General features: G+C 73.6%; 15 protein-coding genes. 10 read left to right on the top strand and 5 right to left on the bottom strand.

What is annotated here, in order from left to right; all coding sequences use genetic code 11:
- Positions 1-27 precede the first annotated feature (27 nt).
- Positions 28-2,190 carry a transketolase gene (gene tkt / locus HGA03_RS01620; RefSeq protein WP_168628461.1) on the bottom strand — a complete coding sequence of 721 codons (2,163 nt, stop codon included), beginning with the start codon at positions 2,188-2,190 and terminating at the stop codon, positions 28-30.
- A 210-nt stretch (positions 2,191-2,400) separates the two neighbouring features.
- On the opposite strand from tkt, the gene HGA03_RS01615 reads away from it, so the two are divergent.
- On the top strand, positions 2,401-5,076 hold the full coding sequence (locus HGA03_RS01615) for a phosphoenolpyruvate carboxylase (RefSeq protein WP_275407620.1): 2,676 nt from the start codon (positions 2,401-2,403) through the stop codon (positions 5,074-5,076).
- A gap of 55 nt (positions 5,077-5,131) precedes the next feature.
- On the opposite strand, the gene HGA03_RS01610 is transcribed toward HGA03_RS01615, so the two are convergent.
- Entirely contained in the window at positions 5,132-6,337 is a 1,206-nt protein-coding gene (locus HGA03_RS01610; RefSeq protein WP_168628460.1) for a cobalamin-independent methionine synthase II family protein, read from the bottom strand.
- Between the two features lie 79 nt (positions 6,338-6,416).
- Positions 6,417-7,076, bottom strand: coding sequence for an alpha/beta fold hydrolase (locus HGA03_RS01605; protein WP_168628459.1), 660 nt, complete (start codon positions 7,074-7,076; stop codon positions 6,417-6,419).
- A gap of 265 nt (positions 7,077-7,341) precedes the next feature.
- On the opposite strand from HGA03_RS01605, the gene HGA03_RS01600 reads away from it, so the two are divergent.
- Positions 7,342-7,605 carry a PspC domain-containing protein gene (locus tag HGA03_RS01600; RefSeq protein ID WP_168628458.1) on the top strand — a complete coding sequence of 88 codons (264 nt, stop codon included), beginning with the start codon at positions 7,342-7,344 and terminating at the stop codon, positions 7,603-7,605.
- Between the two features lie 9 nt (positions 7,606-7,614).
- Here the strand turns inward: HGA03_RS01600 and HGA03_RS01595 are convergent, their stop codons facing one another.
- On the bottom strand, positions 7,615-7,866 hold the full coding sequence (locus HGA03_RS01595) for a hypothetical protein (RefSeq protein WP_168628457.1): 252 nt from the start codon (positions 7,864-7,866) through the stop codon (positions 7,615-7,617).
- 98 nt (positions 7,867-7,964) lie between these two features.
- Between HGA03_RS01595 and HGA03_RS01590 the strand changes: the two genes are divergently transcribed.
- Complete coding sequence (locus HGA03_RS01590; protein ID WP_239073792.1) at positions 7,965-8,411, top strand: ATP-binding protein; 447 nt, start codon at positions 7,965-7,967, stop codon at positions 8,409-8,411.
- Here the strand turns inward: HGA03_RS01590 and HGA03_RS01585 are convergent.
- Positions 8,408-9,172 carry an endonuclease/exonuclease/phosphatase family protein gene (locus HGA03_RS01585; RefSeq protein ID WP_168628455.1) on the bottom strand — a complete coding sequence of 255 codons (765 nt, stop codon included), beginning with the start codon at positions 9,170-9,172 and terminating at the stop codon, positions 8,408-8,410. The genes HGA03_RS01590 and HGA03_RS01585 overlap by 4 nt on opposite strands.
- Before the next feature lie 56 nt (positions 9,173-9,228).
- On the opposite strand from HGA03_RS01585, the gene HGA03_RS01580 reads away from it, so the two are divergent.
- The 7 genes from HGA03_RS01580 to HGA03_RS01550 all read left to right on the top strand — a co-directional run bounded on the left by HGA03_RS01580 (position 9,229) and on the right by HGA03_RS01550 (position 16,972).
- The gene (locus HGA03_RS01580) at positions 9,229-9,876 is read left to right on the top strand and encodes a nucleotidyltransferase family protein (protein ID WP_168628454.1); all 648 of its coding nucleotides are present in this window, start codon (positions 9,229-9,231) and stop codon (positions 9,874-9,876) included.
- Between the two features lie 101 nt (positions 9,877-9,977).
- Complete coding sequence (locus HGA03_RS01575; RefSeq protein WP_203767768.1) at positions 9,978-10,490, top strand: RNA polymerase sigma factor; 513 nt, start codon at positions 9,978-9,980, stop codon at positions 10,488-10,490.
- Between the two features lie 84 nt (positions 10,491-10,574).
- Entirely contained in the window at positions 10,575-11,891 is a 1,317-nt protein-coding gene (locus HGA03_RS01570) for a hypothetical protein (protein WP_168628453.1), read from the top strand.
- A 46-nt stretch (positions 11,892-11,937) separates the two neighbouring features.
- The gene (locus tag HGA03_RS01565) at positions 11,938-12,411 is read left to right on the top strand and encodes a hypothetical protein (protein ID WP_168628452.1); all 474 of its coding nucleotides are present in this window, start codon (positions 11,938-11,940) and stop codon (positions 12,409-12,411) included.
- A 98-nt stretch (positions 12,412-12,509) separates the two neighbouring features.
- The gene (locus HGA03_RS01560; RefSeq protein ID WP_168628451.1) at positions 12,510-14,093 is read left to right on the top strand and encodes a methyl-accepting chemotaxis protein; all 1,584 of its coding nucleotides are present in this window, start codon (positions 12,510-12,512) and stop codon (positions 14,091-14,093) included.
- A 153-nt stretch (positions 14,094-14,246) separates the two neighbouring features.
- Positions 14,247-15,362 (top strand): multiple monosaccharide ABC transporter substrate-binding protein, encoded by a 1,116-nt coding sequence (gene chvE, locus HGA03_RS01555; protein ID WP_168628450.1) that lies wholly within the window; start codon positions 14,247-14,249, stop codon positions 15,360-15,362.
- A complete protein-coding gene (locus HGA03_RS01550; protein WP_168628449.1) occupies positions 15,362-16,972 on the top strand; it encodes a methyl-accepting chemotaxis protein in 1,611 nt (536 codons plus the stop codon). The genes chvE and HGA03_RS01550 overlap by 1 nt, the downstream gene beginning before the upstream one ends.
- Positions 16,973-17,045: the final 73 nt, after the last annotated feature.

Here is a 17,045-nt window from a genome sequence, read left to right as displayed (position 1 = left end):
CGGCCCTCGGACTCGGTGCGGCTCAGCTCACTGCTGGTCGCCGGTGCCCGAGGCGGTCGGCGCCGCGCTCTCGTTCGCCGGGGTGGCGCCACCGGCCGCGGCCAGCGACTCCTTGGCCGCCGCGACCACGGCGTCGGCGGTGATGCCGAACTCGCGGTACAGCGTCTCGTAGTCGGCGGACGCGCCGTAGTGCTCCAGGGAGACCGCGCGACCGGCCTCGCCCAGGATCTTGTGCCAGGACAGCGCGATGCCGGCCTCGACCGACACCCGGGCCCGCACCGCCGCCGGCAGCACGGACTCCCGGTAGGCGTCGTCCTGCTCGGCGAACCACTCCAGGCTCGGCGCCGACACCACCCGGGTGGCGATGCCCGCGGCCTCCAGCTGCTCACGGGCCTCGACGGCGAGCTGCACCTCGGAGCCGGTGCCGATCAGGATCACGTCCGGGGTGCCGGAAGAGGCCTCCAGCAGCACGTAGGCGCCCTTGGCCACCCCCTCCGCGGAGGCGAAGCCTTGCTCGCCGCGCGGGAAGGTCGGCACGTTCTGCCGGGTCAGCACCAGGCCGACCGGGCCGTCGTGCCGCTCCAGGGTGGCCTTCCACGCCTGGGCGGTCTCGTTCGCGTCGGCCGGGCGCACGATGGCCAGGCCCGGGATCGCCCGCAGCGCGGTCAGGTGCTCCACCGGCTGGTGGGTCGGGCCGTCTTCGCCCAGGCCGATCGAGTCGTGGGTCCAGACGTAGATCGCCGGCACGCCCATCAGCGACGCCAGGCGGACGGCGCCGCGCATGTAGTCGGAGAAGGTGAAGAAGGTGCCGCCGTACGGCCGGGTCAGCCCGTGCAGGGTGATGCCGGACAGGATGGCGCCCATCGCGTGCTCGCGGATGCCGAAGTGCAGCGTGCGGCCGTACTCGTTGCCCGCGAACTCGTGGGTGGAGCGGTCGGCCGGGATGAAGGAAGGCTCGCCCTTCATGGTGGTGTTGTTCGACCCGGCCAGGTCCGCCGAACCGCCCCACAGCTCGGGCAGCACGGAGGCCAGCGAGGACAGCACCTCACCGGAGGCGGACCGGGTGGCGACCGACTTACCGGCCTCGAACACCGGCAGCTGGTCGGCCCAGCCCTCGGGCAGCTCGTGGGCGACCAGCCGGTCCAGCAGGGCGGCGCGGTCCGGGTGGGCCTGGCGCCAGGCCTGGTAGCCCTTGTCCCACTCGGCCTGCGCCGCGGTGCCGCGCTCGACCGCCTTGCGGGTGTGCTCGATCACCTCGGGGGCGACGTCGAAGCTCTTGTCCGGGTCGAAGCCCAGGACCTCCTTCAGGCCGCGGATCTCCTCGGTGCCCAGCTTGGAGCCGTGCGAGCCGTGGGTGTTCTGCTTGGTCGGCGACGGCCAGGCGATGATGGTGCGCAGCCCGATGAAGGACGGCCGGTCGGTGACCTTCTTGGCCTCCTCGATCGCCGCGTACAGCGCATCGACGTTCTCGGTGTACTCGCCACCCTCGGTCCAGTCCACGAACTGCACATGCCAGCCGTAGGCCTCGTAGCGCTTGAGCACGTCCTCGGTGAAGGCGATCTCGGTGTCGCCCTCGATCGAGATGTGGTTGTTGTCCCAGATCGTGATCAGGTTGCCCAGCTTCTGGGTGCCCGCGATCGACGACGCCTCGGAGGTGACGCCCTCCTGCAGGTCGCCGTCGGAGGCGATCACGTAGACGAAGTGGTCGAACGGGCTGGTGCCCGGGGCGGCCTCGGGGTCGAGCAGGCCACGCTCACGGCGGGCGGCCATCGCGAAGCCGACCGCGGAGGACAGGCCCTGGCCGAGCGGACCGGTGGTGATCTCCACCCCGGTGGTGTGCTTGTACTCGGGGTGGCCCGGGGTCTTCGAGCCCCAGGTGCGCAGCGCCTCGAGGTCGGACAGCTCCAGGCCGTAGCCGGACAGGTAGAGCTGGATGTACTGGGTCAGCGAGGAGTGCCCCGCGGACAGGATGAAGCGGTCACGGCCGAGCCAGTGCGCGTCCGCCGGGTTGTGCCGCATCACGTTCTGGTAGAGCAGGTAGGCGGCGGGAGCCAGGCTGATGGCGGTACCGGGGTGTCCGTTGCCGACCTTCTCCACCGCATCGGCGGCCAGGACACGCACGGTGTCCACTGCCTTGCGGTCGAGCTCGGTCCATCCGACCTGCTGAGCCAGGGGAGCCTTCGCGTTCACCACACCTCATTTCTGCCCGGGTGGTTCCCGGGCTCGTTGCGGGCTCGGGCCGGTGGCGACCGACCTCGGGCACTGGGACCGAGCCTAGACGCCCGGGCGGGGCCTCCGCGGCCGGGTTCGCGATCCGGGCGTCCCGGGATCACGGGCCACGATGACCGCAGAGTGGACCCGGGCGTCCGGCTCGCGGGACGGTGACCTAGGCTGGAACGTGTGAGCGAACCCCAGATCTCCCGCGAGGCCCGCAGTGGCCTGGCACGGCACGAGGTCCCGGACCCGCTCCGCAACGACGTCCGGATGCTCGGCGAGTTCCTCGGCCGCGTGATCCGGGAGTCCGGCGGAGACGACCTGTTCGACGACGTCGAGCGCGTGCGTGCGCTGACCATCCGGGCCCATGACGAGCAGGACCCGGCCGCACTGGCCGAGGCCGAGGAACTCGTCGCCTCCTTCAGCATGGAGCGCGCCCAGCAGGTGGCGCGGGCCTTCACCTGCTACTTCCACCTGGCCAACCTGGCGGAGGAGCACCACCGGGTGCGGGTGCTGCGCGCCCGCGAGGCCGAGCTGCCCGCCGGTGAACTGATGCAGGACGACTCGCTGCCCGCGGCGATCGACGCCCTGGCCGGCGAGGTCGGCCGCGAGGAGGCCCTGCGCCGGCTGCAGGAGCTGGAGTTCCGGCCGGTGCTGACCGCGCACCCGACCGAGGCCCGGCGCCGCTCGGTGTCCCGGTCGATCCGCCGGCTGTCCGACCTGCTGGCCGAGCGGGACGCGCTGGCCGCCGGCGGCACCTCCCGGGCGGAGAACGACCGCCGGGTGCTGGAGGAGATCGACGCCCTGTGGCGCACCTCCCCGCTGCGCGCCCAGAAGCCCACGGTGCTGGACGAGGTCCGCACCGTGATGAACATCTTCGACACCACGCTGTTCGAGACTTTCCCGTCGGTGTACCGCCGGCTGGACGACTGGCTCAGCGGCTCCGAGGCCGGCCGCACCGCGCCGCTGGTCCGGCCGTTCGTGCACCTGGGCTCCTGGATCGGCGGCGACCGGGACGGCAACCCGAACGTCACCGCCGAGGTGACCCGGGCGGCCGCCGCGCTGGCGAACGAGCACGTGTTGACCGCGCTGGAGGACTCCGCGCGCCGGATCTCGGCCAAGCTGACCCTGGATGACACCGGCACCCCGGCCTCCGCCGAGCTGACCGCCCTGTGGCACCAGCAGCGCGACCTGTCCGAGGACGCCGCCAAGAAGGCCGCCAACGAGGTCAAGCACCAGCCGCACCGCCGGGCGCTGCGGATGATCGCCGAGCGGATCGCCGCCACCCGCCGCCGGGACGCGGACCTGTCCTACGCCGGGCCGGAGGCGCTGCTCGCCGACCTGGACGTGGTGCAGCAGTCGCTGGTGCAGGCCGGTGCGACCCGGGCCGCCTTCGGTGACCTGCAGAAGCTGATCTGGCAGGTGCAGACCTTCGGCTTCCACCTGGCCGAGCTGGAGGTGCGCCAGCACTCGCAGGTGCACGCCGCCGCGCTGGCCGACGTGCAGGAGCACGGCCTGGACGGCGACCTGCAGCCGCGCACCCTGGAGGTGCTGGACACCTACCGGGCGCTCGGTGCGGTGCAGCGCCGCTACGGCGTGGCCGCGGCCCGGCGGTACATCGTGTCCTTCACCCAGGCGCCAGAGCACCTGGCGGCGGTCTACCAGTTGGCCGAGATCGTGTTCCCGGACCCGGCGACCCGGCCGGTGATCGACGCGATCCCGCTGTTCGAGACGTTCGCCGACCTCGAGGCGTCGGTGGACATCCTGGAGTCGATGCTGACCCTGCCGCAGGTGCAGGCCCGGCTGGCGCAGAACGGCCGGCACGTGGAGGTCATGCTCGGCTATTCCGACTCCTCCAAGGACGTCGGCCCGGTCGCCGCGACCCTGGCGCTGGATGTCGCGCAGAGCCGGATCGCGCAGTGGGGTGCCAAGCACGACCTGCGGCTGACCCTGTTCCACGGCCGCGGCGGCGCGCTCGGTCGTGGCGGCGGCCCGGCGAACCGTGCAGTGCTGGCCCAGCCCCCGGGCTCGGTCGACGGCCGGTTCAAGCTCACCGAGCAGGGTGAGGTGATCTTCGCCCGGTACGGGAACCCGACCATCGGCGCCCGGCACATCGAGCAGGTGGCCGCCGCGACCCTGCTGGCCGGTGCCCCGTCCACCGAGGAGCGCAACGCCGCCGCCACCGAGCGGTTCGCCGCGCTGGCCACCGCGATGGACGGCACCTCCCGGGCCCGGTTCTACGAGCTGGTGCGCGCCGAGGGCTTCCCGCAGTGGTTCGCCCAGGTGACCCCGCTGGAGGAGATCGGGCTGCTGCCGATCGGCTCCCGCCCGGCCCGTCGCGGGCTGTCGGTGGAGTCGCTGGACGACCTGCGGGCGATCCCGTGGGTGTTCTCCTGGTCGCAGGCCCGGACCAACCTGGCCGGCTGGTTCGGCCTGGGCACCGCGCTGGACCGGGTCGGCGACCTGGCCGAGCTGCGCGCCGCCTACGCCGAGTGGCCGCTGTTCACCACGATGATCGACAACGTCGAGATGTCGCTGGCCAAGACCGACGAGCGGCTGGCCGAGCGCTACCTGGCGCTGGGTGACCGGGACGACCTGGCGGCCCTGGTGCTGGCGGAGATGGCCCTGACCCGCCGCTGGGTGATGGCGATCACCGGCTCGGAGTCGATCCTGTCCCGGCGCCGGATCCTGGGCCGGGCGGTCCAGCTGCGCAGCCCCTATGTGGACGCGCTGTCCCTGCTGCAGATCCGCGCGCTGCGGGCCCTGCGCACCGGGGTGGCCGAGGAGCAGGTGGAGGAGAACAAGCGCCTGCTGCTGCTGACCGTCAACGGGGTAGCCGCCGGGTTGCAGAACACCGGCTGATCGACAGCGGAAAGGCCCCCCGGCGTGCGCCGGGGGGCCTTTTTCCGTTCCGGGGTCAGGCCCAGAGCCGCCGGGTGGCCAGCTCGGCGCCCTCGGTCAGGGTGCGCAGCTTGGCCCAGGCGATCTGCGGGTGGATCCGGCCGCCGAGCCCGCAGTCGGTGGAGGCGATCACGTTCTCCCGGCCGACCAGGCCGGCGAAGCGCTCGATCCGGTCCGCGACCAGCTCCGGGTGCTCGACCACGTTGGTGGCGTGCGAGACCACGCCGGGCAGGATCACCTTGCCGTCGGGCAGCGTGACGTCCTGCCAGACCTTCCACTCGTGCTCGTGCCGGACGTTGCCCGCCTCGAAGGAGTAGGCGCCGGCGTTGACCTCGAGCATCAGGCCGACGATGTCCCGCATCGGCAGGTCGGTGGTGTGCGGGCCGTGCCAGGAGCCCCAGCACAGGTGGTAGCGGATCCGGTCCTCGGGCAGCCCGCGCAGGGCGTGGTTCAGCGCCTCCACCCGCACCCGGCTGAACGCCTGGTAGTCGGCCACCGACGGCTCCGGGGTGATTTGGTCCCAGTTCTCGGCCAGCGAGGGGTCGTCGATCTGCAGGATCAGCCCGGCGTCGATGATCGCCCGGTACTCCTCGCGCATCGCGTCCGCGCAGGCCCAGACGAACTCCTCGTCGGTGTCATAGAAGTCGTTGTCGATCCGGACCACGCTGCCCGGGGCGATCGAGGTGAGGAATCCCTCGGTGTAGCCGTGCGCATCCAGCGCGGCCTTGAGGTTGCGGATGTCCGCGGCGATCGCGTCCTGGCCGGTGTAGGTCACCGGGGCGACTGCGGTGGGGTACGGCTTGGGCGCCCCACCGGCGAAGATGCCGGAGGTCGGGTCGTCGTAGGCCTGCTCGAACCGGGCCCGGTCGCGGCGGTGGCCGAAACCGGTGGTGCGCACGTCGCCGGGGGAGGACTGCACGTCCCGGGTGATCCAGCCGTAGCCCTCGCGCAGTTCCAGGCCGCCCAGCCGCTGGAAGCAGTAGGACCACCAGGCGCCGTAGTCGATCGGGGAGCTGGAGGCCTTGCCGAGCTCGCCGTCGCCGGGCACCGAGATGCCGATCTCCTGCTGGAGCCGGACGGTCTCGCCGACCGCGTCGGTCAGCACGGTGGCGACCTCGGCCTGCTCGCCCGCCTCCACCGCGGCGTGCGCGGCGGTGAGGTCGTCCAGCCGCGGCAGGCTCCCGGCGTGGGTGGTGAGGATGCGGTCCGTGCTGCGCTTCATCGGGTCTCCCGGGTCGAGGTCGGTCCGCGGTCATCCTGGCACGCGGGCACCCCTGACGCGGCAGGTATCCGGCACGTGGTCAGGCCCGGGCGAAGGGCGATCTCAGCTCGCGCAGCACGGTCATCAGGATCCGGTTGAAGGCGACCGGGGCGTGGCTGTTCACGTCGTGGCCGGCCTTCGGCACCACCCACTGCCGGCTGCCCGGCCGGGCGGTCAGGTACCGGCGGGCGCCGAAGCGCAGCGGGTCGCGGGCACCGTTCACCAGCCACACCGGCAGTCCGAGGGAGCGCAGGTCGGCCAGCGGCGTGTACCCGTGCAGCGCGTTCAGCATGTCGGTCACCACGTGCCAGGTGCCGCGGTCCCGGCGCAGCAGCCGGACCGCGCGGGCGGACAGCCGCCGGTAGGTGCGCAGCGGCTTGCCCTTGAGGTCGGTGGAGCAGCCGGACAGCACCAGGCCGGCCAGCCGGTCCTCGTGCCGGGCGGCGTAGGCCAGCGACATGTAGCCGCCCAGCGACAGGCCGACCAGCAGCGGCGGGCTGTCACAGGCGGCGACCGCGTCGTCGATCGCGGCGATCGCGCCCTCGAAGCTGAACCGCTCGTCGGAGCGGCTGCCGTGTCCGGGCAGGTCGATGGCGTGGGTGACGTGTCCGCCCTGGGTCAGGGCGCGCACCTGGTCGTCCCAGATCCGGGACGAGGTGCGGGTGCCGTGCACCAGGACGATGGGGTGGTCGGTGGTCATGCGTGTCTTCCGGGTCGGCTGAACTGCTGGCGGGATTCTGATCGGTCCACCTGGGACCGGCCTGAGAGTGCCGCCGCAGCGAGTGTGCGCCCCGGTTGTGGAGATCCGGCGCGGACCGGGGAGGGGGACGGTACCGATCCCGGCCGGGTCAGGGGCGGGATCAGGGTGCGATCAGGGCTGGTCCCCGATGCCCGCGCGCCGCGGGTCGATCAGGCTGGTCCCAGAGCCCGCGGACGGGCGACGGACGAGCAGAAGGAGACGTGAGATGACCGGGATCTACGAGACCATGTGGCGCAGCGGCCTGGTGCGCCCGCAGTCCGGCCGGGTGATCGGCGGGGTGTGTGCCGGCCTGGCCGCGCGGTTCGGCATCGACCCGTGGCCGATGCGCTGGCTGTTCCTGATCGTGCTGATCATCCTGCCGGGCAGCCCGTTCCTGATCTACCCGATCCTGTGGATCCTGATGCCGGGTGAGGACTGGGTGGCCCGCAACCACGGCTGGGGCGCGCGCTACACCCCCACCGCGGGCTGAGCGGGTCGGTCAGCCGCCGAGCACCTCGACCTCGACCTCGTGCGGCCAGCCGTCCAGCACCTCGGCGGCATGGGCCCGGGCCACCCGTTCGGCCGTCGCCTGATCGGGTGCCTCGCCGCGCAGGTCGAAGACCACCACCCCGGGGCCGGTGAACCCGGGCGGCGCGTCGTCCCGCAGGGCGCCGAGTGCATCGGCCATCCCGGCGCGGGTCTCGTCGTCCGGCACGGCAGCGACGGTGAGATGAGCGACGTAGTCCGGCATGACCGCATCCTGCCCGACACCTCCGACATCTCCCCCGGATCGCCCGGATGGGGAGCTTCCGGTCGGCGGATCCGCCCGGCTTCGGGCAGAGTGTCCGGGTGGGCGATGTCAGGGATCTCCGTTCGGCACCGGCGGCGCGCCGTGCCGACGCCCGGGCTGAGCACGACGAACTGGTGCTCGATGCCCGGCGTACGGCTCCGCGCGCGGCCCGGCACTGGATCATGCACCGGGTGGCGGCCTCCGGGTTGCACGGCTCGGCGAACCAAGTGATCGAACTGCTCACCGGCGAGGTGGTGGCCAACGCGGTGGTGCACGGTCCGGAGCACGGCCGGGTCCGGGTCGGGGTGCGGATCGACGACCGCGGCGTCCTGGTCGCGGTCACCGACGAGAGCCCTGCGGACCCGGTGGTGCGGCATCCCGAACCCACCGCGGTCAGCGGCCGGGGGATGGCCCTGGTCGAGGCGCTGTCCCGCACCTGGGGGGTCGACCACCACGACGACGGCGGCAAGACCGTGTGGTTCCTGGTCGACCCGGAGGCCGACTAGCCGACCGCCAGGTCCACCACCAGCGCCCGGTGGTCGGACATCCCGGTGTCCACCGCGATCGGCTCGCTGCTCGGCCGCACCGCACCGTCCAGCAGCACGTGGTCGATCTGCCGGTCCGGCACCTGCACCGGGAAGGTCAGCGCCCGGCCCGCGCTGCGCCACCGGCTGATCCGGGCCGGCGCCGCGCCCTCCAGGTTGAGGTCGCCGGTGACCGCCAGCGGCCGGGGCAGTGGCCGGCAGACCCGGACCAGCCGCCGCAGCTGCAGCGCGTTCCAGCCGGGGATGAACGTCAGGTGGGTGGCCACCACGGTCAACGGCCCGCCGCCGGTTTCCACCACGGCGGCCAGGGCGGCCCGCTGCTCGTCCCGGACCAGCGACGGCCGCCGGTTGCCCCGGTGCACCATCGGCACCCGGGTCGGCAGCGTCGGCAGGGCGAGCACCTTCCACTGCCGCACCGGCAGCCGGCTGAGCAGCGCGATCCCGTAGGCGGCGATCTCCGGCTGGTCCTCACCGGTGGCGGCGGTCCAGGTCCCGGGATGCCCGTGCAGGGTGGCGACGAACCGGTGGTGCCGGGCGCCCATCGCCTCGGCGGCCACCGCGGTGAGGTCGGCCTGGTGCGAGCGCGGCTGATCGCGGTCCACCTCCTGCAGCGCCACCACGTCGGCGTCCAGGGCGGCCACCGCGGCGCCGAACCGGTCCAGGTCCACCCGGCCGTCGCTCAGGCCGCGTCCGTGCAGGATGTTGAAGGTCGCGAGTCTCACCCGGCGATTCTGGCGGCCGGACTGCGACCTCGCCCGTCGTCGTGTACACCCGTGGCATGGCCGCCACGCACTCCACCGGTGACGACAGCGCCGTCCGGGCGGGGGCACTCGCCGAGCCCGGGCCCGGATCGCCGCCCGCCCCGCCGGACGAACGGACCGCCCTGCAGGACGCCCTGCGCCTGACCGCGGTCGCCCTGACCGACGCCGGGATCGACTTCGCCCTGGTCGGCGGGTACGCCGCGTGGGCCCGGGGCGCGCCGGAGCCCAGCCACGATGCCGACTTCGCGGTGGCCGAGCAGGACGCGGACCGGGCGCGGGAGGCGATCGCGGCGGCCGGGCTGGAGGTGCGTGAGCCCGCGGAGAACTGGCTGTTCAAGGCGTTCCACCACGGCGCGATGGTGGATGTGCTGTTCCGGATGGTCGGCGAGCCGATCACCGCGCAGATGCTCGCCCGGTCCGACCAGATCGAGGTGCTGGCGGTCCGGATGCCGGTGCTGGACGCCACCGACATCCTGTCCGCGAAGATGCGGGTGCTCGGCGAGCACTACTGCGACTTCACCCGGATGCTGGCGATCGCCCGGGCGCTGCGCGAGCAGATCGACTGGCACCGGGTGCGCGCCGAGACCGCCGAGACCCCCTACGGCCGGGCCTTCCTGCACCTGGTGCACGAGCTCGGGATCAGCCCGGTCGGCCCCGCGGACTGAACACCTGGTGCAAGATCGGCAGCACTGCCGACACAGGGAACACACATGGCAGTTCCCTGCCCGGCCGTCGCCACGACGTGCCGCCGATCCGGAGGTGACCAGTGAGCGACCCCGCCGAGGGCCTGACCGCCCGGGCTCCCCAGGCCGAGGACTGGTTCACCACGCTGTTCCAGGACCATGCCGGCGCCGTGCACCGCTACCTGGTGCGCCGCGGCGCGGGGCCGGAGGCCGAGGACCTGACCGCCGAGGTGCTGACCGTGGCCTGGCGCCGCCGGGCGGACGTGCCCGCGGGGGCCGAGCTGCCCTGGCTGTACCGGACCGCCGGGTTCGTGCTGGCGAACCACCGGCGCAAGGGCCGGCCGGTGCCGGTCGCCGAGCTGCCCGACGAGGCCGACCCGGACGACCCGGCCCTGCGCGCGGTCCGGGACGACCAGGTCCGGCAGGCGCTCGCGGCCCTCGGTGCCCGGGACCGGGAGATCCTGCTGCTGGCCGCCTGGGAGGGGATGTCCGGCGCCGAACTGGCCGAGGTGCTCGGCATCGGCCGCGGCGGGGCGGACGCGGCGCTGTCCCGGGCCCGGTCCCGGTTGCGCGCCGCCTGGGCCGAGCACGCCTGAGCCGCCCGCTGCAAGACGCGCCGGCCCGGCGACACAGACAGCACGAGGACGCCGGTGGGCGTCCGATCGACCCAGGAGGCACCGGTGAACGAGCAGCACGGACAGGACGAGGCCTTCGCCCGGCTGCGGGCGTCCGACCCCGCGGCGGACGCCCGGCTCGACCGGGAGGCGCTCCGGCAGGAGGTGGACCGGCGGATCGCCGGCACCGGCACCACCGCGCCCGGGGAACCGGGGGAGGACGCGGTGGAGGTCGCGACGGTCACCCCGATCCGCCGCCCGGCCCGCTGGTGGCAGGCCGTGGCGGCGGTGGCGGCGATCGCCGTGGTCGGTGGCGCCGGGTACGCGGTCGGCCGGGGCAGCGACGGCCCGGTGACCGCGACCCCGCTGATCGAACTCGCCTCGGGCGGCACCGGCACCGAGCAGGCGACCGCGGCGATGGACACCCGGATGTGGTCGCCGGGCCGGGTGGTGTTCAGCGCCGCCGACGGGCTGGGCGACCAGCCGGGCCGGGCACGGGCCTGGGCGCTGGACCCCGGTGCCGTGACCGCGGAGACGGTGGCTGCGCTCGCGGCGGCGCTCGGGGTGACCGGGGAGCCGGTCCAGCAGGACGGTTCCTGGCAGGTCGGGTCCCAGGACGGTTCCGGTCCGGGGGTCACGGTCTATGCCGACGGCACCGCCGCCGTGAACTACTACGACCCGGACCGCGATCCCTGGACCTGCGCCCAGGCCGCCGACGCCGGGCAGGCCGCGGAGGCCGAGCAGACCATCGATCCGGTCGCGCCCTGCGAGCCCGCCACCGGCGGCGCACCCGGTGCCGAGGTGGCCGAGGCCGCGCTGCGGGACGTGCTGACCGCGGTCGGGCTGGACCCGGCGGAGTTCCAGTTCTCCCACCAGGAGAGCGGCGGCGGGGCCGGCAGCTTCGTGTCCGCGGAGCGGGTGATCGACGGGCAGTCCACCGGCCTGACCTGGAGCGCCACCGTGGTCGCGGACGGGGTGCAGAGCCTGTCCGGGCAGCTCGCCCCGCTGGTGGACCTCGGCGAGTACGACGTGATCGGGGCAACCAGCGCGGTGCAGCGGATGGCCGATCCGCGGTTCGGGTCGGGCTATGCCGGGGTGATGCCGCTGGCCACCGCGGACACACCGGCGCTGTCCCGGACCCTGGACAGCACGGCCGAGGCCGCCCCGGTGACCGAGAGCACCGTGCCGCCGGCGGTCACCCCCGGTGCGGCGATCGACTGGCCGGTGCAGCAGGTCACGATCACCGAGGCGCGGCTCGGCCTGAGCCAGGTGGTGCAGTCCGACGGGGCGGTGCTGCTGGCCCCGGCGTACGAGTTCACCGGTGACGACGGCGGGGTGTGGGGCGTGATCGCGGTGGCGGAGTCCGCCCTGTCCTTCGGCTGAGCCGCCAGCGGTTGCCGCCCGGCGCGGGTGGCGGGACCGTCGGGGGATGAGCGCTCCCCGCCACGGCCACGGATCCCGTCATCGCGCCCGCACCGGATCGGTGCTGCTGCGCTCCGCCGCACTCGGGGTGGCGGCCGGCAGCCGGGCCAGTCTCGGCGTCGCCGGACCGGCCCTCAGCTCCGGCTCCTCCCTACTGGTGCGCGGTCCGGCGCTGACCGGGGTGATCGGCGAGCTGACCGGGGACAAGCTGCCCGGCACCCCGAGCCGGTTGCTCCCGCCCGGGCCGCAGAGCCGGGCGGTCGCCGCGGCGCTGGGTGGGGCCGCGCTGGCCCGGCGTGGACGGCGGCGGGTGTGGTCGGCGGCGCTGGTCGCGGCGGCGGCCTCCACCGTGGGCACCTTCGGCGGTGCTGCCTGGCGGTCCTGGGCGGGGCGGCGCGGCCCGGACTGGCGCGGTGCGCTGGCCGAGGACGCGGTGGCGATCACCCTGGCCACGCTGGCCTGCCGGGGCACGCGGGACTGAGTCTCACCCGGGCGATCGCGCCCGAACCCCTCCACAGTGCCCGATCCCGGCCGATACGAGGATCGACACCCGCGTTCCATGGAGGGGACCCCGAACAGATGAGCAGCACACAGCGACGGATCTGGGCCGACCGGCCGGTTCTGGTCAAGATCCTCACCGCGGTCGCGGTCATGTTCCTCGCGACGGCGGTGCTCGCGGCGGTGGCCTTCGGCTCGCTGCGCACCCTGCGCGCGGACGCCGCCCGGATGTACAGCGACAACGTGCAGCCGCTGCAGACGCTGTCCGACATCCAGCGCGCGTACCAGGGCGACCGGGCCCGGGTGATCCAGTACGGCATCGCCGACGACGAGACCCGCGCCACCCTGCGCGACGAGCTGACCGAGCGCCAGGCCGACCTGACCGCACTGCTGGACGAGTACCGTCCCGGCGCCGTGGACCCGGCGGGCGCCCAGGCGATCGAGGACGCGCTGGAGGAGTGGTACGCCGACGCGGACGAGATGCTCGACCTGACCGACGCGGGCGGCGACTTCGCCGGGTACTTCAACGACACGGTCCGTCCGCAGACCACCGTGGTGATGGACGCGATGCAGGCCGAGGCGGACGCCCAGGGCGTGCAGGCCGCCGACCTGGCCGCCAGCACCGACTCGCTGGCCAACCGGTCGATCTGGACCGTGCTGATCGTGGCGCTGGTCGGCGCCGCCGGGGCCTTCGCGGTGGCGATGGGCGTGGCGCGCTCGATCGTCCGCCGGCTGGGCCGGGTCTCGACCAGCCTGTCCGCGGCCGGTGACGGCGACCTGACCGTGCCCACCGAGGTGACCGGCCGGGACGAGATCGGCCGCCTGGCGGTGGATCTGGAGCGCACCCAGGAGTCGCTGCGCACGCTGGTCTCCGGGGTGGTGGAGACCGCGCAGACCGTGGCCGCCGCCGCCGAGGAGCTGTCCGCCGCGTCCTCCCAGGTGGTCGCGGGCTCGGACCAGACCTCGGCGCAGGCCGGGGTGGTCGCCGCGGCTGCCGAGCAGGTGTCCCGCAACGTGCAGACCGTGGCCGCGGGCGCCGAGGAGATGGGTGCCAGCATCCGGGAAATCGCGCAGAACGCCTCGCAGGCGGCCAAGGTCGCCGGCCAGGCCACCGATGCCGCGGCGGTCACCAACGACCAGGTCGCGAAGCTGGGCGAGTCCTCGGTGGAGATCGGCAACGTGGTGAAGGTGATCACCTCCATCGCGGAGCAGACCAACCTGCTGGCGCTGAACGCCACGATCGAGGCGGCCCGCGCGGGGGAGGCCGGCAAGGGCTTCGCGGTGGTCGCCGGTGAGGTCAAGGAGCTGGCGCAGGAGACTGCCAAGGCGACCGAGGACATCGCCCGCCGGGTAGAGGCGATCCAGGCCGACACCTCCGGCGCGGTGACCGCGATCGGGGAGATCTCGACCATCATCGCCAGCATCAACGACTACCAGCTGACCATCGCCTCGGCGGTGGAGGAGCAGACCGCGACCACCACCGAGATGTCCCGGTCGGTCGCCGAGGCCGCCACCGGGTCGGGGGAGATCGCGAACAACATCACCGGCGTCGCCTCGGCGGCCAACTCCTCCAGCCAGACCCTGGGCCAGATGGGCTCGGCCATCGACGAGCTGGCCCGCCTGTCGGAGGACCTGCGCGGCCGGGTGTCCCGCTTCACCTACTGAGCAGCAGCCACGACGGCCCGCACCCACTCCGGGTGCGGGCCGTCGCGCATTCAGGGGAACCCGCGGGGTGAACGCTCACACGCACCCGCCGCCGTCCGATGGGCGGTCCGAGGGGCACCAGGGGAGTGTGCCCGCCGACGAGGGAGTCAACGGATGCCGCACAGAGGGCGTCACCCCGGGCTACTGGCCGTGATCGGCCTGATCGGTGCTGCCGGTCTGTCCGCCTGTTCCACCTCGGCCGCCGGTGACGACGACGGTGGGCGCCCGCTGGTCGGGGTGGCGATGCCGACCACCGCCTCCGAGCGCTGGATCGCCGACGGGGAGAACGTGCAGACCCAGCTGGAGGCGCTGGCCTACCGGGTGGACCTGCGCTACGCCGAGGACGACGTGCCCACCCAGATCGACCAGCTGGAGGAGATGATCGCCGAGGGCGCCGACGCGCTGGTGATCGGCTCCATCGACGGGGTGGCGCTCAAGGGCGTGCTCGCCGAGGCAGCCGCCGCGGACATCCCGGTGATCGCCTACGACCGGCTGATCCGGGAGTCCGGGGACGTCGACTACTACGCCAGCTTCGACAACGCACGGGTCGGCGTGCAGCAGGCCACCACCCTGTTGCAGGGGCTCGGGCTGCTGGACGCCGCGGGTGAGCCGACCGGGGCGACCGGCCCGTTCACCATCGAGCTGTTCGCCGGGTCCGCCGACGACAACAACGCCACCGTGTTCTACGACGGCGCGATGCAGGTGCTGCAGCCGTACCTGGACGCCGGGACGCTGGTGGTCGGCTCCGGGCAGACCGCCTTCGACCAGATCGCCACCGAGCGCTGGGACCCGGAGGTCGCCGCGACCCGGATGGCCGAGCTGATGCCGCGCTACACCGGCGACACCCGGCTGGACGGGGTGCTCTCGCCCTACGACGGCATCTCGATCGCGGTGCTGGAGGCCGCCACCGCCGCCGGGTACGGCAGCGCGGACCGGCCGTTGCCGGTGGTGACCGGCCAGGACGCCGAGCTGGCCTCCGCCAAGTCCGTGGCGGCCGGGGAGCAGTACGCCACGATCTTCAAGGACACCCGCCAGCTGGCCGAGGTGGCGGTGCAGATGGTGCACGACCTGATCCGTGGCGTGCAGCCCGAGGTCAACGACACCACCTCCTACGACAACGGGGTGACGGTGGTGCCCGCCTACCTGCTGGCGCCGCAGGTGGTCACCGAGGAGAACCTGACCGCCGTCCTGGTCGACGGCGGCACCTACACCGCACAGGAGCTGAGCTGATGTCCGCCGAGACCCCGCGTCGCCGCGCCGCCTGGTTCTGGGACCGGCCGGTGGCGGTCAAGATCGCCGTCACCCTGCTGGTGCTGGGCGGCACCTTCGCCGCGGTCGGTGGCACCGGCGCGTTCGCGCTGTTCCGGGCCGGGCAGAACCTGGAGGAGATGTCCGGCCTGACCGGCGACCTGCAGACCGCGATGGCCGAACTGCGCACCGGGCAGGCCCGCAGCCACCTGCTGGTGCACCGGGCGGCCGAGGCCACCGACGACACGCTGCGCGAGCAGCTGCTGACCACCTCGGAGTGGAACGACCAGGACGTCGCCGGGCAGATCGCCCTGATCGAGGAGTTCCCGGAGTTCCGGACCCAGCAGTGGACCGACTTCGTCACCCGGTGGGAGGCCTGGGTCGCCTACCGGGACGCCACCGTGATGCCGCTGGTCGAGCGGGGCGACGTGGCTGCGGTCGCCACCGCGCTGGCCGCCGACGTCTCCGCCGACCCGGACTGGGCCGGCCGGGCACTGGCGCTGGCGCAGGGCCAGATCGACGCCCAGGTGGAGCAGATCCTGGTCCGCTCGCAGTCCGAGGTGGACCGGACCATCCTCACGCTCGGCATCGCCTTCGTGGTGGGGGCCGGGCTGTCCGGGGTGCTGGCCGTGCTGGTCACCCGGCGGATCACCGGTGCGGTCCGGACCGTGCAGCGCTCGTTGGAGGCGATGGCCGACGGCGACCTCACCGTCGAGGCACCGGTGCAGTGGCGGGACGAGACCGGCGCGATGGCCGGTGCGCTCTCCGCCGCCCAGGGGTCGCTGCGATCCGCGCTGACCCAGGTCGAGCAGGCGGCGGCCTCGGTGCAGCTGACCGCCGACCAGCTGACCTCGGCCAGCGGAGAGGCGGTGGAGGGCACCAGCCAGACCAGCGAGCAGGCCGGGGTGGTCGCCAGCGCCGCCGAGCAGGTGTCCCGCAACGTGCAGAGCGTGGCCGCGGGCGCCGAGCAGATGGGTGCCAGCATCCGGGAGATCGCGCAGAACGCCTCGCAGGCGGCGAAGGTCGCCGGCCAGGCCACCGAGGTCGCCGCCGCCACCAACGAGCAGGTCACCCGGCTCGGCGAGTCCAGCCAGCAGATCGGCAACGTGGTGAAGGTGATCACCTCGATCGCGGAGCAGACCAACCTGCTGGCGCTGAACGCGACGATCGAGGCGGCTCGGGCCGGGGAGGCCGGCAAGGGCTTCGCGGTGGTCGCCGGTGAGGTCAAGGAGCTGGCGCAGGAGACTGCCAAGGCCACCGAGGACATCGCCCGCCGGGTGGACGCCATCCAGGACGAGACCCGGGCCGCGGTGGTCGCCATCGGGGAGATCACCCAGACCATCGCCGGGATCAACGACTACCAGCTGACCATCGCCTCGGCAGTGGAGGAGCAGACCGCGACCACCACGGAGATGTCCCGCTCCGCCGCCGAGGCCGCCACCGGCTCCGGGGAGATCGCCGGTGCGATCACCGGGGTGGCCGGTGCCGCCACCCGCTCGGTGGCCGGCCTGGACCAGGTCGCCGAGCGGATCACCGAGCTGGCCGGGCTGTCCGCGGACCTGCACTCCCGGGTCGCCCGGTTCCGGTTCTGATCCTCACCCGCTGACGCACCCCGGGGCCGCTCAGATCGGCCCCGGGGTGACCGATGGGGAGGTGTCGGCCACG

Source organism: Cellulomonas denverensis (assembly GCF_012396125.1).
GTDB classification, from domain to species: domain Bacteria; phylum Actinomycetota; class Actinomycetes; order Actinomycetales; family Cellulomonadaceae; genus Cellulomonas; species Cellulomonas denverensis.
Note: the sequence above shows the minus strand (reverse complement) of the source record. Positions and strands in the feature narration are given on the sequence as shown.